General features: G+C 41.4%; 15 protein-coding genes. 10 read left to right on the top strand and 5 right to left on the bottom strand.

From position 1 onward, the window contains the following. Positions 1-198: 198 nt before the first annotated feature. Positions 199-1,338, top strand: coding sequence for a helix-turn-helix domain-containing protein (locus KO534_RS03055; RefSeq protein WP_215927116.1), 1,140 nt, complete (start codon positions 199-201; stop codon positions 1,336-1,338). 58 nt (positions 1,339-1,396) lie between these two features. Here the strand turns inward: KO534_RS03055 and add are convergent, their stop codons facing one another. Next, positions 1,397-2,413, bottom strand: coding sequence for an adenosine deaminase (add, locus tag KO534_RS03050; protein WP_215927104.1), 1,017 nt, complete (start codon positions 2,411-2,413; stop codon positions 1,397-1,399). A gap of 501 nt (positions 2,414-2,914) precedes the next feature. Here add and KO534_RS03045 point away from each other — a divergent pair. After that, complete coding sequence (locus KO534_RS03045) at positions 2,915-5,572, top strand: serine/threonine-protein kinase (RefSeq protein ID WP_215927102.1); 2,658 nt, start codon at positions 2,915-2,917, stop codon at positions 5,570-5,572. An 87-nt stretch (positions 5,573-5,659) separates the two neighbouring features. On the opposite strand, the gene KO534_RS03040 is transcribed toward KO534_RS03045, so the two are convergent. Then, positions 5,660-6,238 (bottom strand): ECF-type sigma factor, encoded by a 579-nt coding sequence (locus tag KO534_RS03040; protein WP_215927100.1) that lies wholly within the window; start codon positions 6,236-6,238, stop codon positions 5,660-5,662. 310 nt (positions 6,239-6,548) lie between these two features. On the opposite strand from KO534_RS03040, the gene KO534_RS03035 reads away from it, so the two are divergent. The 4 genes from KO534_RS03035 to KO534_RS03020 all read left to right on the top strand — a co-directional run bounded on the left by KO534_RS03035 (position 6,549) and on the right by KO534_RS03020 (position 12,118). Beyond that, on the top strand, positions 6,549-7,442 hold the full coding sequence (locus KO534_RS03035) for an alpha/beta hydrolase (protein ID WP_215927098.1): 894 nt from the start codon (positions 6,549-6,551) through the stop codon (positions 7,440-7,442). A gap of 145 nt (positions 7,443-7,587) precedes the next feature. After that, entirely contained in the window at positions 7,588-9,927 is a 2,340-nt protein-coding gene (locus KO534_RS03030; protein WP_215927096.1) for an efflux RND transporter permease subunit, read from the top strand. Next, positions 9,927-10,760 carry an outer membrane lipoprotein-sorting protein gene (locus KO534_RS03025; RefSeq protein WP_215927094.1) on the top strand — a complete coding sequence of 278 codons (834 nt, stop codon included), beginning with the start codon at positions 9,927-9,929 and terminating at the stop codon, positions 10,758-10,760. The genes KO534_RS03030 and KO534_RS03025 overlap by 1 nt, the downstream gene beginning before the upstream one ends. Before the next feature lie 2 nt (positions 10,761-10,762). After that, entirely contained in the window at positions 10,763-12,118 is a 1,356-nt protein-coding gene (locus KO534_RS03020; RefSeq protein ID WP_252731924.1) for a DUF1302 family protein, read from the top strand. Between the two features lie 151 nt (positions 12,119-12,269). On the opposite strand, the gene KO534_RS03015 is transcribed toward KO534_RS03020, so the two are convergent. The 3 genes from KO534_RS03015 to KO534_RS03005 all read right to left on the bottom strand — a co-directional run bounded on the left by KO534_RS03015 (position 12,270) and on the right by KO534_RS03005 (position 18,061). Then, positions 12,270-12,572, bottom strand: a complete 303-nt coding sequence (locus tag KO534_RS03015; RefSeq protein WP_215927083.1) for a hypothetical protein — start codon at positions 12,570-12,572, stop codon at positions 12,270-12,272. Between the two features lie 10 nt (positions 12,573-12,582). After that, complete coding sequence (locus KO534_RS03010; RefSeq protein ID WP_252731923.1) at positions 12,583-13,653, bottom strand: YHYH protein; 1,071 nt, start codon at positions 13,651-13,653, stop codon at positions 12,583-12,585. Between the two features lie 112 nt (positions 13,654-13,765). Then, a complete protein-coding gene (locus KO534_RS03005) occupies positions 13,766-18,061 on the bottom strand; it encodes a DEAD/DEAH box helicase (protein ID WP_215927082.1) in 4,296 nt (1,431 codons plus the stop codon). A gap of 229 nt (positions 18,062-18,290) precedes the next feature. On the opposite strand from KO534_RS03005, the gene KO534_RS03000 reads away from it, so the two are divergent. The 4 genes from KO534_RS03000 (at position 18,291) to KO534_RS02985 (ending at position 24,850) form a co-directional block, all read left to right on the top strand. Continuing rightward, entirely contained in the window at positions 18,291-19,481 is a 1,191-nt protein-coding gene (locus KO534_RS03000; protein ID WP_215927080.1) for an efflux RND transporter periplasmic adaptor subunit, read from the top strand. Between the two features lie 3 nt (positions 19,482-19,484). Continuing rightward, positions 19,485-22,622 carry an efflux RND transporter permease subunit gene (locus KO534_RS02995; RefSeq protein WP_215927079.1) on the top strand — a complete coding sequence of 1,046 codons (3,138 nt, stop codon included), beginning with the start codon at positions 19,485-19,487 and terminating at the stop codon, positions 22,620-22,622. Then, positions 22,615-24,057, top strand: a complete 1,443-nt coding sequence (locus tag KO534_RS02990) for an efflux transporter outer membrane subunit (protein WP_215927077.1) — start codon at positions 22,615-22,617, stop codon at positions 24,055-24,057. The genes KO534_RS02995 and KO534_RS02990 overlap by 8 nt, the downstream gene beginning before the upstream one ends. Positions 24,058-24,169: 112 nt before the next feature. After that, positions 24,170-24,850, top strand: coding sequence for a response regulator transcription factor (locus tag KO534_RS02985; RefSeq protein ID WP_215927075.1), 681 nt, complete (start codon positions 24,170-24,172; stop codon positions 24,848-24,850). Positions 24,851-24,852: the final 2 nt, after the last annotated feature.

The raw sequence follows: 24,852 nt of genomic DNA, 5'->3' as shown, positions 1-24,852 counted from the left end.
GCAATTAAAATTGCACGAAAGACACATTCTTTAACAAAGGCTTTTTGCCAAGTCTACATATTCTTCGTAGACTCAAAAACTAGGTTAATTTATACGTCCTGATGTGATGGTCTCCTCACTCCATACGCATCAATGTGTCATGATTGAATTTGGGAGGAGACCATCACATCAGGTTAAAAGGTTATGAGGACTTAAAGAATGCAAAGTGTTTTTCCTTACTACATTCTAGTCATTTGTTGTATTGGAATTGTCGTTAAGCATGCTTTGCAAAAAGAGAAACAACTCATCAATTATTTGTTTATTATTTTTTGCGCATCATTATGCATGGTAGGTGCACAAAATATAAGTGCACCTAGTTTAGGCGCATATCAATACTTAATTGGCTTAGCCACTTGTGCAACTTGTAACGTGGTTTGGTTAATTGCCAGAGTTTTATTTAGAAAAACCAACCCAATTAGCCGCAGGCATGTAGCCCTAGCTATGACAATCGCAGGCCTAATTGCACTTAATCAAATATGGCATTTACTTATTGCCATTGATATCCAACATATCTTGTCTACTGAAAGTATGCTGCGCATAAAAGCTGGGATGAACGAAATCACGACTCTGCTTTCTTCAAGTATCCTTGTTCTTTCGTTTTGGGAAGCATTACGGGGGTATAGTAGTAAAAATAACACGCAAAAAAATCAATCCATTATTTTTGCATCTGCTTTCATTATCGCTTTACTAAACTCCAGCGTATTGCCAAAATTTTTATTTATACAAGCAGAAATCGACCAGTATTATCCTTGGATAATGACATCGTCAGCTTTGTTAGTTGTTGCTGCAATCCAGTACGTTATTTACTTACAAACCAAAGTCCAACAAGCCACGCCTACCTCAGGCACTGGTACAAAAAAATCTGATGATAATCAAATTGACTCGTCATTAGTTAATGGCATTACTAGGCTCATCAATCACCAACAAATATATTTAAAACCCAATCTAAAAATAGCCGACTTCGCACAAGCCCTAGAAGAGCCAGAATATAAAATCAGTAAAGCTATACGCGTTTATTTTAAATCAGCTAACTTTAATCTTTTTGTGAATCAGTATCGGGTACAACACGCACAACAATTGCTGCTTAGCGAACATGCCAAACACTGGACAATTTTAGTGATTGCATTAGAAAGTGGGTTTTCTTCTTTAGCAACATTCAATCGGGTATTTAAAGCTATATCTGGAGATATGCCAAATGAATATCGAAAACAAGCTGGCGTTAACAATCTTGAACTGTCATCTGTAACCAAACCGCATAATGCACAACTAGCTCAGTTGGACACCATCAACTTGAACTGACATATAATCAAAGCCGGCCGCAGCGGGTTTTAATTATATGTTAGCAGGGCTATTTCATCTATCCAGCTAATGGAAATTTGCTAGTATAATTTTCTAGTTGTTGCAAATAGCCATTCTTTGTTTCGTCATCTAACCAAGCGACCTTGAAGGCGTTTTCTACCATTGTGGTAATCTGAGCCTGACTAAACTGACCTTCTTTTTGCAATTCGAGGAAGTTTTCGTTTAGGTATGCCCTAAAATAGGCTGGGTCATCTGAGTTGATCGTCACTAACATTTCTTTTTCAAGCATGCTGTGTATTTCATCAGAGGTGAGAGATTGCACCACAAATCGGTTTGAAACCGGACAAACGGTTAGCCCTAGCTTTTTTTCTTTTATTAGCTGACACAGCTCGTCACTTTCGAGCGAATTAATGCCATGATCAATGCGATCAACCTCAATAGTATTTAAACACTGCTCAATATGTGTCTGGGTATTGAGCTGATTAACATCACAATGCATGGTTAATTTTAAGCCCATTGTTTTGGCTTTAGCAAAAACCTCTGCAAATTTTATAGGAGGATGATTCCTCTCATCAGAATCAAGACCCACCCCCACTAACCAGTCTAAATAGGGTTCGGCTAACACGAGATGTTGCATCGCCGACTCTGCACTCATGTCCCGCAAAAAACACAAAATCAGCTGACTTTTAATGCCTAAGTTTTTTTCAGCAGCAAGTTGCGCTTTATGAATACCGGTAATTACGGTTTGAAAGTCAACGCCTCGGGTTGTATGGGCTTGAGGGTCAAAGAATAGTTCTGCATATACAATTTCTTGGCTACGGGCTTTACTTAAATAAGCATAAGTTAATTGGTAAAAATCATCCTCGTCCACCAGTACGCTCATACCCGCATAATAAATGGACAAAAACGAAGGTAAATCATGAAAATCGTAGGCTGCAACTAGCGCTTCGGGTGTATCGTAAGCTAACGCCACCCCATTTTTTTTAGCCAATGCAAAACTCAACTCTGGTTCAAGTGTCCCTTCAAGGTGAACGTGTAACTCTGCTTTGGGAATATTTTTAATAAAAGTTTGCATACTAACTCTCTGAGTTTTTATTTATGTTTTTTGTACAAAGCAAATTTGATACCCATTGCTCCCCCCTTGTTTTCCACTACCTGATGAGAGCCCTAAATACGTAGTGCACACATAACGCTAAATAATTGGCGACGATTGCACTAACTCTGTGCAGATAGCCTATCAAACGCGTAATTTCTCTATTGAAAAATGGTTATATCAGAATGTCAGATCGACCATTTATATTTCTGACTGAACCGTTATTTATATCTAACAAAGGCTTTACTGTATACCGTTGAATATTTCGTTGTAGCGGTCAATTAAAAGGCATTGTCTTCAAATTCATTTGTTTGTCAGCCCTTAATATTAAAGCGCTAGTCAGCTCAGGTGTCGTAAAGGTCACCCAATAAGTTGTATTTATGGGTTATTTTGGATTCTCGCTACTGCACATAAGTGGCTGTTGTATATATTAAATTTATAGTTTATTTTGTTTATAAATTAAGCGTTAACGTTGAAATAATTTTGAATAATGATAACTGGCCAACTATTGAGGAATACTTCCACAAAGCTCTGGAGTTGCCAGTCGATTCTAGATTTGAATTTATCACCCAAGAATTTGCAGACGAACCCGACATTCAACAAGCGATTATTAGCCTACTCAAACATACCCAAGAAACCCAAGCAATTAGCCATATAGTAGGCAAAGCCACCCATAGTATTTTTGACTCGCAGCAAGATTTGAGCGGCACTATGGCTGGAACTTACAAACTGATAAAGTGCATCCAAACTGGGGGAATGGGGGCTATTTATATTGGAGAAAGAGCAGACAAGCAATATGAAAAAAAGGTGGCTGTTAAGCTTATAAAGTCGATGAGCACCAGTGAGTACTTATTGGTCAGATTTAGGGAAGAGCGACAAATACTCGCTAATCTGGAACACAATAATATAACGCGCCTAATAGATGGCGGCACAACAGAAGGAGGGATCCCTTTTTTAGTTATGGAGTATGTCGAAGGCATACCTATTGACCAATATTGTGAAAAGCATCAACTGACTTTAAAGCAACGCCTAAATCTTTTCGTAAAGGTGTGTGACGCGATTCAATATGCCCATCAAAACTTGGTCGTACATTGTGATCTAAAGCCCGAAAACATATTAGTCAACCAGGACGGCGAACCAAAAGTCATGGACTTTGGTATTTCCCATTTATTAAACAAAACAGAATTAAGTTCTGATGCCCCCCGCTTACTCACAATACAATATGCTAGCCCCGAACAAATATCAGGAAGCACCATAAGTGTATCTTCAGATATATACTCCTTAGGCGCAGTTTTATATAAGATGCTAACAGGCAGTATTACCTTTCCTGTTGATGCAACAACTAAAGAAAAAGTGCTCGATTACATTTCACAGCAACAAGTTACACTCCCAAGTGAAAAGGCCGGCAATAACCCAGATTCGTATTATAAAAGTTCCGCACAATTAATTGATGCTGACCTTGACGCAATAGTTACAAAAGCCATAAAAGCTAAAAATAACGAAAGATACAGTTCGGCAGCTGATTTTGCAGAAGATATAACCCGTAAGTTAGAGCAACACCCTGTACTTGCTCGTACAACAAGTTGGCATCATCGCAGTTATCTATTTTTTAAAAGAAATGCATTGTCGTCAATTATGGGCTTAATACTTTGTCTGTCAGTAATCAGTGCAAGCGCTGCTATTTGGTATCAATCAACACAAGTAGAACTGCAACGAGATATTGCTCAGCAGGAGCGAGATACAGCGCTGACAGAGCAGCAAAAAGCCAAGGCCGTCACTAAATTTATTACGAACATGTTCGATAGTATCGATCCCGATAAAACACAAGGTAACGAAATAACGGTACTTAACGTGCTCGAGTCAGCCACCGAAAAGCTCAACGATCCTGAACAATCAGAACTGGCACAACAACCCATGGTGTTGGCTGAAATACGCCGAACGATTGGCAACATATATATGTATATTGGCAGGCTTCAGGCATCCCTAGAGCAATTAGAATTGGCTAACACCCTTTACGAAAAGTATCCAGAACAAGATATAGAAGCACATATCAGTACCCTAAATGCACTAAGTAATGCTTATAGCCGAGCAGACCGGCACAGTGATAGGCGCATTATATTAGAAACCATTGTTACACAAGCAAAAGAAATATTCGGAGAACAGGATGAACGCACTATTGGTTATACCCTCAACTTAGGAGGATATTATAATAATTCCGAACAACATCAAAAAGCCATTAATACCCATCTAAAAGTGCTTGAAAGCGCCAAAAAATACTTAGGCGAAAAAAGCCAGATGACGGTACTTGCACTGGCAAGTTTAGGTAATGATTATCTACAATTTGGTGATGTCGAATCGTCAATAAGCTACTTTAATCGAGCCTTGTCGTTGGCAAAAGAAACCTTAGGTAACAAGCATACATTAGTTATTTATATACTCGAAAGGTTAGTCACTATCCATCATGAACGCGATGAATTTGCTATGAGTAAACCTTTCACAGAAGAATTAGTGTCACTTACTGACTCAATGCTAGGACCAGATCACCAAGACAGCCATAGAGCTAGGTTTCTCTACGCTAAAATATTAAACTCAGAAAAACGTTATTCAGAATGTTTAGCAATCCTTAATCAATCACTGCAAAGCCTACCTGAAATAATTGGTAAAACTCATTTTCATGTCATTAATACAAAAACATTTAAAGCTAAGACATTATCAAAATTATCTTTGCACGATGAAGCCATTTTATTATTACTTGGCGTCATTGAAGATATAACCTCTAAATATGGCGAACTCGATGAGGATACGCTTGTTAAGTATCATATCTTAGGGAAGTTTTACAAAGCTTCTGGTGATTTAGATAAAGCTAAAGAAGTTTATACCTCAGTACTTCAAAAATGGCAGCGTTTTACAAAAAGTTCCCCGTCGGATATTAAAGACAAATCCCAATCACTGTACTTTTTGTATACAGAGTTATCGGATCTTGATTTAACCAGCAACCAGCCATTGAGTGCCATAAAATTTCTTAAACAGGCCATTGAAGTCACCGAAATAAACACCGAACAGGACTACCCTAACCTAGCCGAAAATATTCAATTACTGAAAAAATTGATGCAACAACATGCCCCGAATGACAGTATTTAGTCCAAATTTAAGTTGTTTCGGGGATATGACTTTTTGAACCTTGTTGTAAGTTATAATTTGCAAGGGTTGTGATTGTTAATAAAGTGACTACGCTGACTCTTCATGTGCCATTTCTCTATACACCCAGGCCTTAGAAAACTTCAAATCTCGTTCGATTGTTCTCACCGACACCTTATATAAATCAGCTATATGCTGAGTACTTAAGCCTGCAAAAGTCTCTAACTCCAAGATTTTAGCCTTACGATCGTCCAACTCGACTAAACGTTCCAATGCATTGTGTAGTGACAAAAACTGCGATAGGTCCATTGCTGAACCACTTAGTTCCGTGTGTAGAGTAATCTTTAATGCATTGGCTCCACGTTTCATTCGGCTAACACCACGGGCATGATCGACCAGGATACGCCGCATGGTTCTACTCGCTAAGGTATAAAAGTGCTGACGATCGACAAAACTCACATCGGCATCAAACAAGTTTAAAAACACTTCATTTACCAGAGCTGAGGTTTCTAAGGTATGACCCGCACGTTCTCGACTCATATGTACTCGTGCTCGTCTTTCTAATTCTGAATAAACGATATTACTAATACTCATCATTGCGGCTTTGTCGCCGTTCTGCCAATGACTCAATAATTCAGTAATATTTTCTTTGCAAATTTTTGCAGTCATTCAAAAAAGCCTATGAGTTGATTGTGTTTAACACGGCTAACTTATTACGTTTATTCGGTTTGTAATTAACGATTAAGTAAGAGTGTAGGTAATCTGACTAAATATACAGCCCAACCTCAGAATAAAGCAAATAACATAGTATTTACAAAGCACTCTAAAAGGTCATTTTAAATTATTTGTAATTTTGTTGTCGTTTTTACATCAAGCCGTCGCTTACTGATATAGCCCATATGAAAAAGCTTCTGAAAACACCGCGGGATGAGTTCAAGAAGCCTTTCGTTAGATTCATTATCATTGAAGGATTAACGTGATGACAACAACAATCGCTCCCAAATACGCTAACGCCCAAGTAGACAAAACCTATGCATTAAACGTATCGCAAAAGGTACAGAGAACGGCACTCAAGTTCTGTTGCAATGCCTTACCAACACTGGGCGTTAAGATTGCACTCTATCACTTTATGCACACTCGTAAGCGTCGGCCTTATCGGATCAATGAACTTCCACATGAGTTTCAAACTGCGAACTTGCCTTATCGAAACGGACATATCGTTACCCACATTTGGGGTAGTGGAGATAAAATTATTTATCTTGTTCATGGCTGGGAAAGTAACTCTATATGGATGAAAGGGTTTATTGCCCCCTTGCTTAAAGATGGATATAAGGTCATTGCCTTTGATATGCCCTCCCATGGCCGTTCTAGCAAACAGGCCACCCATTTAGGTGATTTTGCATCGGCCCTAGAGTTTGTTATATGCGTTTATGGAAAACCATTCGGTATTGTGGCGCACTCTTTTGGGGGTACCGCAACTGTACTGCTACTTAGCCAAAGCCGAGATTTTTTGCCTCAAAGGTTGTGCCTAATTGCCCCCATGAAGTCTCTCGACAGGCACTTTCAAGTATTTAATACAGTCACTGGGCTATCCGAATCTATTATGAATAAGCTCTTTTTAACACTCAAAAAGCGTTATTCCTTAGAAGCAAAAAAGACTGATATAACCCAATTAATCAAAGGCATAAACGTCTCCGGTTTGTTAATTCATGATGAAGACGATCGCTTGATACCCGTTGCTGATGGAAATCATTTGGCAGCTGCATGGAGTGGTGCCCGCTATTTAAAAACCCGTGAACTAGGGCATAGAAAGATTTTACAAGATCCCCAGGTAATTCGAGAAGCGACTAATTATATTCTGGGGCTTGCCTAAGGTCAGCGAGAGTGATTTTGCCACTTTTAGCACAATGCGTTTAAGTGGCCGTTTTTTTTGTTCAACATTTAATTACTCAACACTTTTGTAAATACCGACTTACTTATGATTTTCAATAATTCACAGCTCGCCAAGGAGTAACAATATGAGCAAAGATATGAGTACATACTCTTTTAAAACTCGCTATTTCAAGTGGATTATTCAACGACCTAAGAGGGTGACTTTGGTGTCGTTTATATTAGTTGTGCTATTAGGAATGGGAATAACCAAAGTACACAAAGAATCATCGGTAGATGCCTTTGTTCCACAAAATCACCCCGCCTCGGTAGCAAGAGAACAAGCTGCGAATATTTTTGGATTAGAAGATCCGATAATAGTTGGCCTAGTTGCGCCGAAAAACGAGTCCGTTTTTACACCAGCAAATATCAAAATATTACGCCGAATTGAAGAAAAAATAAGAGCCTTACCTAATGTAAAAAAACAAAACTTTATTAGCATTCTGAACGAAAGTGCTATTCGTGGTGAAAATGGCGATTTAGTTGTTGAGAAGATTGTACCTTCAGGGCCTATTTCCATGCTAGCTGCACAACAAGCATTAGAGCGAGTTAACAGCATGAGCATGATGAGAGGTTTATTGGCGTCACCAAGTGGTGATACATTAACCTTGATTATTCCCGTTGATGATGCCAATCACGCCACCGAAACCTATAGTAAAATATTAGCCATTGCGAATGCCGAGACTACACCTTATTTGACAGTCCATGTTACCGGTGTGGCGTCTATGAACGGTCGATTAGCCCAGATGATTACCCAAGACAGTCGCAAGTTTATCCCTGCCGCGGTATTTACTGCCCTAGTGATAATTTGGTTAGCGTTACGTAATGTGCGTGGCTTGATTGGTCCGTTTTTTATTATTGCTGGTTCAGGTGCAATGACCATCGGCTTAATGGGATGGTTAGGGGCTGAATATTACTTAATCACTACCGCTTTACCTGTCATTATAATGGCCATTGCTATCGCTGACAGTCTGCATATATCAAGCATATTTTTACATAAATGCCGCTCCCAAATGACAAAAACGCGGCAGCAAAATCTGCTCGATGCACTTGAACATACCGCATTACCCGTCACCTTAACTACAGTGACAACTGTCGCTGGATTCACAGGTTTAGCCTTAGGTTCTAGCATACAACCCATTGCTGAATTTGGTTGGTTTGCAGCCATAGGTTCATTCATGGCTTGGTTGCTTAGCTTAACGGCCCTTCCTGCTATTATTATTTTAAGTCAATTACAACCCAGCAATGTGCAATCTAAATCTGAGTTTGTCTTGGTCGACAAATTAATTAAAACAGTCACCCAAAGATCCTATAGCAAACCAGAACTCACCACTGGAATTGCCACTCTATTAATCATTGTTATGACTTATTTTGCGCTTCAAGCTCAATTTAATTATCAAAGACAAAGTTATTTTCAGACTGACGAGCAAGTGCGTATTGCCGACATAACAATGAATGAGCGCTTGCAAGGTCTAAACTTTCTGGATGTAGTGGTATCTGCAAAGCAAGAGGGGGGGTTAATGACCCCTGAAGCAATGGGAGAAATTGCTGCGTTGCAACGTAAACTCAGTTCGCAACCCTTTGTTGCTAAAACCACTTCAATTGTCGACTACATGACGTTAATGCATAGTGTATTAACTGATGAACCACAAGGCAGCCTCCCAACAGCGAATAATGCGCCCACACAATATATGTTTTTGTATGAGTCTTCAGGGGACCCTGGCGACTTTAACGAAGAAATTGATTTTAACTATCAGCACGCGCTAATACGTACCCAACTCATTACTGACAGATATAGCGACATTGAGGCCACTGTTTCTCACTTCAATGGTATTGCAGAAGAATGGTCCCTTGAAACTGGCCTAGAAGCTAAGGTTAGTGGAAGAGTGGCGGTGAATGTGGGCTGGATGAGCCTATTGGCCGAGTCCCACTTTCAAGGTTTAGGCTTAGCAGTATTATTTGTGTTTCTTGCCTCCTTATTAGTTTTTAGATCGGTATTGCAAGCCACTTTGAGTTTAGTGCCCATTGCCACTGGAGTCTTATTTACCTACGCATTTATGGGGCTGTTCAGTATTGACATTGCGCCTGCCACGTCAATGACAGCAGCTATTTCCACGGGGTTAGGTGTCGACTTTGCTATTCATCTCATTTGGAGTATTCAACAAGCTAAACGACAAGGCGCGAGCACTAAAAACGCTTTCTTTGGTGATTATTTAGTGACAGCTCGAGCCTGTGTATTTTCTGCATTGGCTTTAGCCGTAGCACTATGTGTTTTGTGCTTAAGCTCAGCGCCACCGCTGCAATGGTTTGGAGCACTAGTGGCCTCAGCCGCAATAGGTAGTTTGCTAGGCGCAATATTTATCATACCGGCTCTTTACTCTTTAGCTAAGACAGAGCCGTATTTAGTCAATATTAAAGGAACATGCTAATGAAATACGCTTACTTATGGATAAATATCAGCCTATTGTGTCTAATTTTATCAGTCGCAAAGGCTTCTGAATCTGCAACCAGCTTAAGCGCGTTGGATGTCGCCAAAAACATAGTCAACCGCTCAGCTAGTAAAGCGCGTGTAGGGTACATGCATTTTATTATGCGCAATAAATCTGGCTCCGAGCGTAAACGCTCGGCGCTACTAGTTCACTCTCAAGAACCTGCCAAAACTAAAATCGGCATTTACTTTACTAAGCCAGCTGGACTACAAGACACCAGTTTTTTAAGTCACGACAACAGCGATAGTCAGGATCAAAACTGGCTATACCTACCCGCGACTGACAGAGTACGTAAACTCCCCGCATCTAGCAGGGGCGATTACTTTATGGGTACCGACTTAAGTTACGGCGATATTAAAGATAATTTTAAGTTTGCTTTAGAAGACTGGAATTTTAGTTTAGGTGAACAACAAATTCAGAATGGCAAGCGCTACTATATTCTGCAAGGAACGCCCCAAAATGCAGACATTAAACAAGAACTTGGTTACGCAAGTTTCACCTCAAAAATTGACGCCGACACTTGGTTTCCAGTCAACATACGGTATACCGATATTGATAATGTCCCCTTAAAAGAAGTCTCAATTCTGGCGTTAGATAAGATTGCAGGCACTTGGATAGCCACTCATTTCTCTGTTTTCAACTCACAACTGTCACATCAAACCGAAATTGTACTTAGCGACATGCAATACCTAGCTAACTTACCTGGCAATTTACTCACTGCCGATGAGTTAGCTTACGGCGCGCCACTTATGCTGTTGAACGAAGGTGAATGACAATGCAGCTAACTTTGGCGACTATGCTTACAAAGAGAACCAATAAAAATCTACAACACGCAATATTAACAATGCTTTCTTTGTATCTTAGTTTTGCAAATTCAGTTTATGCTGCATCGAATGTGTCGACTATTTGGTCTATCGACTACAGATTTAGCACAAATCTGCGAGACAGTGATGTAGAATTTTCTCGGTTTAGTATCACCTCAGAAACACGGTTTAACTTGAGTCGCAACTGGCGAATCCAACTGGACGCAAGAGCCGAATTCTCCGATGATGATGTGGGGTTAGGTACAATCAATGGTTACTCACCACTCAGTCGTCCTTTAATTGATAACAAGCAAACCCGCCTTGAATTGGACAGAGCATTTATTCAATGGCGTAAACGTGCCCATAGCGTCACATTAGGTAAACAAGTCACTCCTTGGGGAGTGCTAGACGGCGTGCAGATTACCGACCGTTTTGATCCAGTGCGTAGGCGGGATTTTATATTTACTGACGTTAGACCCGAGCGCATCGCTAGGTGGGGTGCACGCTGGCGCAATAAAATTGGTAACTTTAAATTAGACACTTCATTTGCATTCGACGGCACAATCACTCAACAAGCACAACCCGGTGCATTGTTTTTCACTACCTCAACACGTTTTACTGGGGGAGTAGATGTCACCAATACACCAGTGAATTTAAACAGTCAAAACCGCAACAACAGCCTTGCACAATCCACCTTTGGAGCGCGTATTTCTCACCCATTAGGCCAAGGTGATATTTCGTTTTTAGGGTTTAGGGGCCCAGATACAGATCCTATACTCGGCCTAGCAGACCACCAACCTATTGATGAAGCTATAGTTGTACAAACGAACTATCAGCGCCGCACCCTGTATGGCGCTGCCTATGATGTCACTCTAGGTGAAACGGTGTTGCGCACAGAACTAGCCTTTATTCCTGATCAACCCATTAATATTCAATGGGAAACACCGCTGCAATCCGCAGATGTACGTCGCTTGTTAGTCGGCTTTGGCATTGACTGGAGCGCACCAGAGCAATGGTTTATTAACGCACAACTAGCGATTGATCATATCGATGCACAGGAATTCGATATATTACGCCCTGATACAGATACGATAATAACTCTGCGAGCCCAGCGTTTATTCATAAATGGCCGTTTGTTATTTAAAGCAGAATTGCTAGGGACCATCAATCAACGGGATGGTGTGTTACGCCCAGAACTGATTTATGAATACTCCGATAAACTAAAACTACGCAGCGGCATAGACTGGTTGTTTGGCGACAAAAACACCCAATTTGGCCAATTTAAGGACAATTCAAGATTATGGTTTGCAGCCACTTATACCTTTTGAACCATCTGAGTGTCAGCTGTAAGTCGGCTGTAAAAGGTGTAAAAAGATCGGGCGGTGTTTAATGTTAAGGGATAACATTGCGTTGTAAGAATCGAAAGTTTGAAGAACAATAAGTAAAGAGCTGAGTTAAACCGATTTATCAAGGACCCGTTTACTGGTTTGGTTTTCTGTTTGTATGCTCATGCTGATGTTTATTTTCTATATCAGATTGATTATCAGACAACTTCTGAATGGGTTGATTTCTAACACAACTTAGTTTTTCAGGCATGTGCTGACAAGTACCTATATACAAATTGTTATGCCCGCCTTCATAGCGGCACGACTGTGACTTTACTTTATCAACACAGGCTTGGAGCGCTAGTTTATTCAACGGTCCAGAATGGGCTGCGGCATAATCGAGAGAAAACAAACAACCAAAAATTAAGGCCGTTAACTTACACTTTGCTCGACTCATGTTAAAAGACTTAGTGCGCATCTTTACTTTTCGGAGCACCATCCGGACCACCTGGTGGAGGACCGTTTCTACCACCAGGGCCCCCGGGAGGCGGGCCATTTCTTCCATCTGGACCGCCAGAAGGTCGAACACTTTCACCGTGTAAGCAACCAATAAATAGGTTTTCGCTAGGGCTAGCCGCGTGGTAATGATAACCCCGAACATCATCTGTTTGACCCCGACATTCATCTAGACCTGTTGACTCATTACCCTTTGCGTCTTTCATGGCATAAATACCGTACCCGTCTGAGGCATAACCAATCAATGGCGCATGGCCATCGTCTGTGCTGGTAACTAAATCGGTGCAACCTGTGGTTGAATGATAGTGGTATCCTTGGTGCACATTAATATGCCCACCACAATCATCAAACGCAGCAATAGTATAAGCCCCAAGAATCGCATTAATAGGCGCTGGGCCAGATAACTCAGTACCATCTAAGGCAAGACCAACGGTGCGAACTCGGTCTGTTTCTTCAGCGGGGATAGGTGTGGTTGGAATGAGGTAGGTTAACGAAAAATCATCATCGAGATATTCCAATTTACACTCGATACAATTTTGCATGTACTGTTCTTCAACATCTGGTTTAGCCGCCCCTAAACACGCTTCTTTAGTGGCGGTATAACGTACCTTTTGAGTATCGGCATCGTATACCATCCATTTTTCATCACCGTAGTACTCACCAAGCTTTAAAATAAATTCACCGGTAATATCAACCAAATCACCAGAGCCACTTTTATCAAACCAAGCGCCACCTACATCAGCTCCGTCGGTAATAGTTCTTGGGCAAAATGGTCCCGGCTCGCGTCCAGCTGGCGCGCCAGATGTGGTAAACTGATAACAGCTAGTTTGAGTGCCTTGTGCGGTTTCACAATCAACAATTTCGGGTGGGGTTATAAATGCGCCTTCAACAAACTGACTAATATCTATGCCTTGTTGGGTGTTTTTGGAAGCTCTTTTTGTTTCAGACGAACCACCGCAACCAACGAGTGTTAACGCTGTCACTATACTCATTGCCAACATTTTAAAATGAACTAAGCTCATGTTTTTGTCCTTGATTTTCTGTATATGCGTTTTGCACTAATGCATGCTGCATAGAGCGTAGAACTCTTTTATGAACTTAGTGTACTCCATAAATGTGCAAAAATAATGACCCTCAAAAAGTCTCTTTCAGTAAACCCAACATATCCTCAACCGACAACTTAGTAGCGGCTTCGTTGCCTGATAATAGTTTGTCTGCTAAGTCTCGTTTATGTTGATGCAGCGCCACTATTTTTTCTTCAATAGTATTTTGAGTAATCAATCGATAAATGGTCACTGGCCGTTTTTGCCCCATACGGTGGGCACGATCCGAGGCTTGTTCTTCTACAGCAGGGTTCCACCAAGGGTCCATGTGGATCACATAATCAGCCGCAGTGAGGTTTAAACCAGAACCACCAGCTTTTAAGCTAATCAAGAAGATATCCCCCTCGCCACTTTGAAAAGCGTTCACACGTTTTTGCCGCTCTTTTTGTGGAGTAGAACCATCTAAATATTGATAACTAAAACCTTGGCTTTCTAGGTGTTGTTTGATGATTTGTAAATGGCCAACAAATTGGCTAAAAATAAGGGCTTTATGACTGTTGACTTTAAGCTCTTCTAATAGCTCATCAAGGGCAGCGAGTTTGGCGCTGGGTAATGTGCTTTCTGTCATGACTAACTTGGGGTGACAACAAGCCTGGCGCAGTTTCACTAGCTCAGCCAGCATTCTAATACGTTGTTCACCAGCATTGCCTTGTAGACCACTGTGGCTGATATTGTCTATGGCGTTCAATCGTAACGCTTCATAAAAGTCACGCTCTTTGGCGCTCATTTCTACTTGAATATTAATCTCAGTACGGGGCGGTAACTCGGTTAACACTTGGTTTTTCATACGCCGTAAAATAAACGGCTGGATCAGGGATTTTAAGCCTTGTCTGGCTTTGTGGGCCGCAAGTTGGTCTTCTTTGGCATTTTCAATGGGTAGCGAATAGCGTTCATTAAAACGTTTAATGTTGCCTAGCAACCCCGGATTAATAAACCGAAATAAACTCCATAATTCTGTTAGATCGTTTTCTATGGGTGTACCTGTGGTGATCATTTTAAAATCACCTTTTAAGGCATAGGCTGCTTTTGTGCGTTTGGTTAACGGATTTTTAAGCGCCTGCGCTTCATCGGCAACGATTGTGTGCCAGTGGACATTTTTAAGTAGTTCACTTTCTCGCTGCAATAAACCATAACTGATGATCACGCAATCGAAAGGATTTAACTCATTCAACAAATCTTGGCGCTGCAAGGTGCCGCTCGAGTCGGCAAATAATTTGATATTCAGTGTAGGGGTAAATTTTAACGCTTCTTGTTGCCAGTTGAAACATACGGAGGTAGGGGCAACCACTAAACTCGGGCCACCATTGGCTCTTGCTAGCAACACTGCCAGTGCTTGTAAGGTTTTACCTAAGCCCATATCGTCAGCTAAGCACGCGCCTGCGCTCCAATGAGCCAAACGTGATGCCCAGTCAAAACCCACCAGTTGGTAGTCACGTAATTGTGCCTGAAAGGTAGAGGGAATTTTCGGCTCTAAGGCATTGGCTTGGTGCATTCTTTGTGTTTGTTCGTCCCACGCATGAATGGTTTTCATCCGCATGCCTGTGGTGGCTTCTTCTAGCTGTAAACTGGCTAAGGGGTGAAATTTACCGTCGTCTGTGACTTGGTTAATTTGCTCTAGCTTGTGGCGTAAATCTTCAGACAAGGCAAGTATTTGTTCGTTGTCTAATTGAATAAATCGACCATTACTGGTTTTAACCAGTTCCAGTAACTTACGTAGCTCTATTACTTGCTCGTTGTCTACTTGCAAGTCACCGCTAATATCAAACCATTCGCTCTTTTTACCCATTTTCAGTTGTAAATGTTGGCTTTCTAAGGTTTTACTTAAGGTGACTTTTTTGCCTTTTGGCCAGCGCAGTATTAGCTCAAACTTTGCATCGATAACAGCCGCCTCTAATTGCTCTAAAGCCTCCAATGCAACTTGTATATCATCAAGTATTAGGCTGTTATCTGCCATGTTTAAAAACGCAGGACAAGCTTTGTCGAGCTCGTCTAATAAAGTTTCTTCTCGTACTAAATCTCGTTGAGTTGCCACTCGCTTGCCATTTATATCGCTAGTTAAACTGGCATTGCCAATACCCGGCTTAAACGCTGCGCCTTGTTCACCGAAGGGCATCACCACACAGGTAAAGGCCAATCCAGCTTGCACTGGTTCAATGTTAACCACTAAGTTATGGTCACACTCTAAAGTGTCGAGGCCGGTATCAAGCTCTGACATATCAGACTGAATATTTAACAATGGGGCGATTGCGGCGATGCCATCCAGCGCTTTTTGTTTAGCACTAACAGGAATTAACAAACCACTTTCACCAATAATTTGCGCGACTTTAATATGCTCTGGTGAAAACTCAGTGAGTTGCAGTTTAGAGTCAGAAATAGCTCGTAGGTCGTAAACACTTTGCCCTTCAACATCCTCATCAATTTGACCTGACAAGTTAGCAATGCTTAGGCAAAGTTGATCACCTTGCTCACTGACTAATAATTCTGGTTCACACTTAATTAGCTCAATGGATTGGTTTAAGTCGTGGGAGTAATACAAGTTGTCTATGCCTACCGCGGCATTTAGTGCCGGTAAACCTTGCAGCACATATTCAGTTTTTCCGTAGTAGCCCCAAGATTGATAAACTTCTATCGTTTGACAAAGTATTTTGTCGCTGTCAGTTAAATAATCGAAGGTATCGGTTTCTTCTTTTAAGCGTTTTAGTGCAATAGTGCGACCTTTGCCCCAGCCAGTTTTAGTTAGTTTTTGTTCTCGCGCCTTTAAAAAATCGTCGTAGCCTTGTTCAAGCTCCCAAACTAGACGCACTGTCTTCATTACTGCAGGTTTTAGCTCTGTCGTGCTATTTGCTGTTTTTGGGTTTAGGGCAATGAGTTTATCAAGAGCCACATCCCACTGCTCTTTGCTGGTAACCAGAGAACAGATGTCGATTAGCTTTGTGGCGCCAATCTTTTGGCCAGAAGTGAAAGTTTGCTTACCCATTCTGGTTGCTATCTGCCCACATAATTCAGCAAATAAAACATAACCAAGTTCAGTAAAATGAGACTGGTATGTTGTAGCTAAGTCTACAAAATTTTGCTCTTTGGATTGATTACACCACACTTGACCAAGTAAATAAGTGAGATAACAGAGTTGGTGACAAAAGCTGTCAATTCCTCTGTCAACTGCATCGTACTCAATTTGGGCAGTGTATGGTAAGCCCGAGGATAAACTGTGAATAGGCCTTAGCAAAACACGGCCAAGTATATAAAAATCACTGTTTACTTTTCGATCGCTTTCTTCAAAATCTACTTGCTCAGTCGCAGTGGCAAAATAACTGGTATTTTGTCGATTGGCTTCGACCATTAATGCCAACTTGTAGAAGTAACCCAATACTTCGTTCAAATATTGTTTTTTGCGTTTGGTTAGTTTGTTTTTAGCTTTGAGGGCTTGTTCAAAATAGCTCAACGCTTGTTTATTTTCCCCTATCAAAAAATGATAGCTTCCCCACAATTGCAAACCATAACTACTGGTATCTTGTGGATTATGCGAAGCTAGAAAATCGTTAAAACGCAGTTGATATAAGTATTGTTCTGCCAATAAATGTTGGCATTGAATGTTGTACACAGAACTAGTTGGTTCGCGATGCGCCTGACAAACCTGTTCTAACAACTCAATGGGGTAAACACAGCTTTGACCTTCTCTTTGGCACTGCCTAATCAGAGTCGCAAAGGCTTGATATTGAATCATCTTCGGTAGTGTTAAAAACTGCTTAAGGTGAAAGGGTATAAAAAACAGTTCAACTAAAATAAGGTTCTTTTGATGATCGATAATTTGCGGGTTTTTATTAAAGGTTAAACCTTGGTCTATCTCATTGGCAGAATATAAATAATAAAGATCACGAATCACCCGTCGTTCATCGGCTTGTTTATTTTGCCAACTATAAGCATTCACCACAGGCACCACTTCTTCCGCTGCCATGATGATTTCTAATAACTTATCTTTGTCTGATACTGCATTAACCGTAGATAGTTGACCTATTTGCACAACTAATTGGTTAGCCAGCAACCTATTTAGCAGCAAACCTTCCTTGCTCACGTGCAATAGGGACTGCTGCATTATTTGGTCTTTGTTTTGAAGTACCAAGCGATAGTTTTTTTTACTTAAAGGTAAAAAACCTCTATCCACTAATATATCGATTAACAGCCCTAATTTCGTGACGCCAATAGGTTTGTAAATGACAGCCAAAATAATCAGTACACTTTGCTCTGCCTCTTCAAGACTCAAAAAAGTGTGATATAGAGATTCAATTTGTTGTTCGGTTTGTGGATGGACCAGTGAGACACACTTCATTACAGCTAAACTAACAACCATTTATTTTATGTGCACGGAAACTAACAAAATTACGCGTTGTAAACAATTTATAACCACCTTAACCCTGTCTTAACCATGGTGCTGTTAACCTTTACTCAATAGTACGCTTTTACTCTTTAAGTTTTTGTGTCGTCTTTTTGTGTCGTCTACATCAAAAAGGTATTGGCTCGATCTTTTTATCACAGTTTTTAACGAGGAATGTTTTAACATGAAACCTTCAAAATATATCGCAAGCTTACTAGTTACAGCTATTTTACTAAGTAGTTGTCAACCAGATAGTGACCCAGTACAAAGCAAACGCGCCACGGCGGTTTCATATATTGAAGTAGCCTCCAGCGAGCATAATATAGATACACAAATGCAAGGACGAGTTGTTGCGTCACTCAGTGCTGAAGTGCGTCCTCAAGTGGGCGGTATAGTACAAAAACGTTTATTTACTGAAGGCCATTCTGTCGAGCAAGGTGAGTTGCTTTATCAAATTGACCCTGCCACTTATCAAGCTGCATATAATGAAGCGAAAGCCAATTTAAATAGCGCCAAAGCGTCGGTAGCAACGGCTAGATTAAAAGATCAACGCTACGCCGAATTACTGAAATTTGAAGGGGTATCGCAACAAGATGCAGATGACGCCCACGCTGCTTATCTTGAAGCCAAAGCAAATATCGAAAAGTATCAGGCGGCATTAGCTTCTGCTGAAATTAACTTAGAGTACACTGAAATCAAGGCGCCTATCTCTGGACACATTGGTATTTCTAGTATTACTCCAGGCGCCCTAGTGACCGCGCAACAAGCCAGTGCTTTAGCCACAATACGTACTTTAGATCCAATTTACGTCGATATGCAAAAGAGCAGTAAAGAACTATTAAAACTACGTAATTTAATGAGCCAAAATGGCATTTCACGAGGTGATACCCAAGTCACTTTGACCTTGGAAGATGGCACTGAATATAACCACAAAGGCAAGTTAAAAATGCAGGAAGTAGCGGTAGATGCAGCAACAGGCTCGGTAACTTTACGAGCAGAGTTTCCAAATCCAGACGGTATATTGTTGCCCGGTATGTTTGTGCGTACTGAAGTGAACGAAGCGGTCAACAGACACGCAATTTTAGTGCCGCAACAAGGTATTTTTCATTCTGCTACAGGCGAAGCTTACGCCTATATAATCAACGATAACAATCTCGTTGAAAAACGCCAAGTGCAGACAGTTGAACCCTTTGAGGATAAGTGGGTCATCGCTAACGGATTGTCAGTCAATGATAAATTGTTAGTGGAAGGATCAGCAAAAGTGCGCCCTGGCGCCGAAGTTAACCCAGTCGAAGTTGAGATGAATAACAAAGGTTTGATGGTTACGGTCACCAACCCAGAACAAAATTCGTTATCGTCACAAGGGGGCGTGTAATTTATGTTTGCTCGATTCTTTATCGACCGCCCAGTTTTTGCTTGGGTTATCTCAATTATTATTATGCTAACGGGATTAGCGTCGATCTTATCACTACCCATAGCTCAATATCCAAGTATTGCACCACCTGTTATTAGTATTAGCACGACCTATACGGGTGCCGATGCTCAAACTGTTGAAAACAGCGTAACGCAAATACTGGAACAACAATTAACAGGGCTCGATGGACTTTTATACTTTTCGTCTTCTAGTACCTCTGACGGTGGTGCATCAGTTAGCGTGACCTTTGAAGAAGGAACTGATCCAGATTACGCACAAGTACAGGTGCAAAATAAGGTACAACAAGTTAACTCTCGTTTTCCTGAATCAGTACAAGATCAGGGCGTTACCGTAAAAAAATCAAACTCTGACTTTTTATTGGTAACCGCTGTATACGACAGTACCGACCAAGCTACCGCTTATGATATATCTGACTATATTGCGTCTAATATGGAAGACGCCTTAGCTCGAATCGAAGGTGTGGGTGATGTACGTGTATTTGGTTCACAATATGCGATGCGAATTTGGTTAGACCCAACCAAACTTGCCGCTTATGACCTGATGCCTTCTGACATCAGCAGCGCACTTCAAGCACAAAACATCCAAGTGCCTGCAGGTAAAATTGGTGCGCTTCCAGCCATAGATACTCAAGAACTTAATGCGACTGTTACCGCGCAGTCGATGATGTCTACACCAGATGAATTTCGAAACATCATCATAAAATACGATGCCAATGGAGCCAACGTACTACTTGGAGACGTGGCTAAGGTAGAAATTGGCAGTGAAAGTTATGATTCTATCGCGCGCTTAAATGGTCACCCTGCCTCGGGTATTGCCGTTATGCTGTCACCAGGAGCGAACGCACTTGATACAGCGACTAGAGTAAAAGATCGCGTTGCGGAACTGGCACAAAATTTACCTGACGGTTATGAAGTGACTTTCCCTCGAGATAGCACCGACTTTATTAAAATATCCATCAGCGAGGTGGTGAAAACCTTGGTTGAAGCCGTGGTCTTGGTGGTACTGGTGATGTGGTTATTTTTACAAAACTGGCGTGCTACGCTGATCCCCGCTATCGCGGTGCCTATAGTATTATTGGGTACCTTCGGAGTGTTGTCCTTTTTTGGTTTTTCAATTAATACCTTAACTATGTTTGGCATAGTGCTATCCATAGGCCTTTTGGTAGATGATGCCATAGTGGTAGTCGAAAACGTCGAGCGACTAATGCGCGAGAAAAATCTATCTCCTCGTGACGCCACCATAGAATCCATGAACGAAATCAGTACAGCATTAGTCGGTATTGCCGTGGTGTTGTCGGCGGTATTTTTACCTATGGCATTTTTTGGCGGTTCAACTGGGGTAATTTATCAGCAATTCTCAATTGCGATTGTATCTTCTATGACCCTATCAGTGATTGTAGCCTTAACCCTGAGCCCAACCCTCTGCGCCAGTATATTAACTAAAACCGAACATAACGAAACAGGCAAAGGCTTTTTTGCCCGCTTTAACCGTGGTTTTGACAGAATGACCCACTCTTATAGTGGCAAAGTACAAAGTGTTATCAGCCGTAAAGTAAGATGGATATTGGTGTATGGCGTTATTGTGGTTGTGTTAGGTGTATTGATCACCCGTTTGCCCAGTAGTTTCTTACCGCAAGAAGATCAAGGCAGCACTATGTTTCAAATTAGTTTGCCTGAAGGGGCTTCTATCAAACGTACCAGAGCAGTAGCAGAACAAGTCGAGAAATATTTAACCGAAGAAGAGTCAGAAACAGTCGTTCGCAAATTTACTATTTCTGGCTTCAACTTTTCTGGTAGCGGTCAAAATGCCGGAATGGGTTTTGTTTCTTTAAAACCTTGGGATGAGCGCCTAGAAGAAGACCAAAGCGCGGACGCCTTGATAGCTCGCATGAACCAAAACTTAGCCGGAATACGCGACGCCAGCATATTTGCTATGTCGCAACCAGTAATACAAGGTTTAGGGCAAAGCAATGGCTTCACATTTGAACTGCAAGCAGCTTCAGGCACTAGCCGTGCAGAACTCACAGCGCTGAAAAACGAGTTAGTTAGCCGGGCTCAACAAAGTGATGCCTTAGTAGGTATTCGCGAAGGGGCATTAAGCGAAACCCCACAATTAAAAATCAATATTGATAATGGTAAAGCCACGGCACTGGGTTTATCACTGCAAGATGTAGCGAACACATTAACCTATGCTTGGGCAGGATCTTACATCAACGACTTTATTGATGATGGACTAGTGAAAAAAGTGTATATGTCCAGTGATGCAGAATATCGCTCAAAACCAGAAAACTTAGAGGATTGGCATATTAGAGGGCAAAACGCTCAGGGTGAAACTACCATGACCCCATTTTCAGCCTTTAGCACCACATCTTGGTCGAGTGCTCCTCAAAGTTTGTCTCGCTTCAATGGTATAGCTTCATTCCAAATTCAAGGAGCCGGTGCCAATGGAGTCAGCTCTGGTGAGGCAATGGCAGAAATGGAACGTTTAACCGAAGAAGTAGGCCAAGGCAAACTTACCTACTCTTGGAGCGGCTTGTCGTACCAAGAAAAAATATCCAGTGGCCAGTCAACCGCCCTGTATGCCATTTCGATTTTGGTGGTATTTCTCGCGTTAGCGGCATTGTACGAGAGCTGGTCGGTACCTTTGTCGGTTATTACTGTGATTCCTCTGGGTATTATTGGTGCTGCAATGGCCACCACTTTACGAGGACTAGAAAATGATATTTATTTTCAAGTGGCTTTGTTAACCACCATAGGATTAGCGTCTAAGAATGCCATATTGATTGTTGAGTTTGCCGAGGCATCTTATCAACGAGGCATGTCGTTGCTTGACTCAGCCGTGAACGCCGCTAAATTACGTTTACGCCCAATTATCATGACGTCCCTAGCCTTTATGTTTGGCATATTGCCACTTGCCTTGTCTTCTGGAGCTGGCGCCAATAGCCGTATATCCATTGGCACAGGTATTGTTGGCGGCACCCTAACCGCAACAATTCTAGGTATCTTCTTTGTGCCTATGTTCTTCGTGATTATTCGCAGTATATTCCCGAATAAAAAACGATTGGAGAATAGCCATGATTAATATCTCTACTAAAAAAATCCTGGGCGCTAGGTTAGCGCCCATTGTTGGGGCTTTAATATTAGCGGGATGTAGCACCTTAGCTCCTGACTATTCTCGTTCTGAAATAGACATAGTGAATTCCTTAGATAATTCATCTGAAGTACAAAGCCAAGGGTTATCCAACCAGTATGCTAATCAAGTACCTTGGAAAAGTTTTATTCAAGACTCACGTTTGACTCAGATCATAGAGCTGGCGTTAAACAGTAACCGTAGTTTGCGTCAAACCCTGGCCGACGTTGAATCAGCAAGGGCCACTTATCGCATTCAAAAAGCTGATTTATATCCAAAAATTGATGTTGGTTTAAGTGGAAACCGCTCTAAAGCTACTTCGTCAGAGATCACTACTAGCTATCAGGCACAAGCAGGGTTAACCAACTATGAAATTGATTTATTCGGTAAAACTCGTAGCTTGAACACTGTACAAATGGAGGCCTATTTAGCCAGTGAAGAAGCAGCTAAAGCCGCTCAAATTTCACTAATTGGTGAAATAGCCAATGCTTGGTTAACCTTAGCCGCGGATAAAAACCAATTGAGCTTGGCTAAAGAGACCGCTGTTAACGCTGGAAAAGCTATGGCGATTACTAACAAACGTTTGCAACTTGGGGTAGATTCGAGAATAGATGTGGCCAGTGCTGAAACCATCTACCACAGCGCTAGCTCAGATATTGCCAATTTTACGACTCAAGTAGCACAAGACCTTAATGCATTGCAGCTTCTTGTGGGTGAACCCATCCCTGACGACTTATTGCCGCAAGATTTACCTAATAGTGAAAGCTTACTTAGCGATGTGCCTGCTGGATTATCTTCATCGGTATTATTGCAACGCCCCGATGTGCTGGCTGCAGAACATACACTTAAATCTGCCAACGCGAATATTGGTGTAGCGAGAGCGGCATTTTTTCCAAGCTTGTCACTCACTGCGACAGGAGGATTAGCCAGCAATGTGTTAGCCGATATATTCAGTGGTGGTGCAAGTTCAATTTGGACCTTAGCGCCTAGTTTAACCCTGCCCATATTTGATGGCGGCGCTAATGACGCCAATTTAGCGTATAGCGAAGCGCAACAAACGAAATACCTCGCAGCCTACGAATATGCCATTCAAAGTGCATTTTCAGAGGTCGCCGATGCCTTAGCTCGTAGAGCCACTATTCAAGATCAACTCAACGCTGAACAAGCTTTAGTGACAGCGGCTAGCCGCAGTTATGATTTATCTATTGCCCGTTATGAGGGCGGAGTGGATAGTTTTCAAAATGCACTAGAAGCGCAGCGCATTATGTATCAAGCCAAACAGTCTCTTATTTTGACTAAGCAAGCTGACCTCAATAATCGTATTACTCTGTATCGTGTATTAGGAGGAGGCTTGGCCCAGCAAGATTCCAATGCAGTGGGCGGTTAACTCTGTATGTGGCTCGTGCCCTATGTTAGCTTAGATAAGTCGTTATCAAATCCCTTAAATTCAGCATTTAAGGCAGATTTAACACAATAAAATATTTAGGAAAATTGTCTAAATGATGAATGTACTGTTGGTTGAAGATGATATTGATTTGGCAACCACAATAGTTGATTACCTAGAGATTGAGTCAATTGAATGTGACCATGCTAGCAACGGTTTATTGGGCTTAAACTTAATCGAAAATAATCAATACCAAATGATGATACTAGATATCAATATGCCCAAAATGGATGGATTAACGCTCTGCAATACCCTACGAGAACGGGGCATGGACATTCCCATTCTGATGCTCACTGCGCGCGATAGTTTGGAAAATAAATTACAAGGATTTGAAGCCGGTAGTGATGATTATCTAGTGAAACCCTTTGCCATGAAAGAATTAGTCGCCCGAGTGCAAGTACTCGCTAAACGCCGCAGTGGAGAGGCGAAACGTTTAGTACTGGGGGAATTATCAATAGATCTAACGCAAAAAATGGCCGTTATCGGTCAAAGCCCATTAAAACTTTCACCCATTACATTTAAGTTGTTAGAAACCTTAGTAAGAGCCGCACCACAAGCGGTATCAAGGCAAAAAATTATGCAATTAGTTTGGGGCGAAGAACAGCCTGACAGTAACAGCCTAAAAGTACATATTTATCATTTGCGAAAACAACTAGAAGTGGTAGCAACTGATATCGACTTAGTCACAGTTGCAGGTGTAGGTTTTGCCATAAAACAACAAGAAAAAGGAAGCTAATA

The organism is Paraglaciecola arctica (genome assembly GCF_018861065.1).
Classification (GTDB): domain Bacteria; phylum Pseudomonadota; class Gammaproteobacteria; order Enterobacterales; family Alteromonadaceae; genus Paraglaciecola; species Paraglaciecola arctica_B.
Note: the sequence above shows the minus strand (reverse complement) of the source record. Positions and strands in the feature narration are given on the sequence as shown.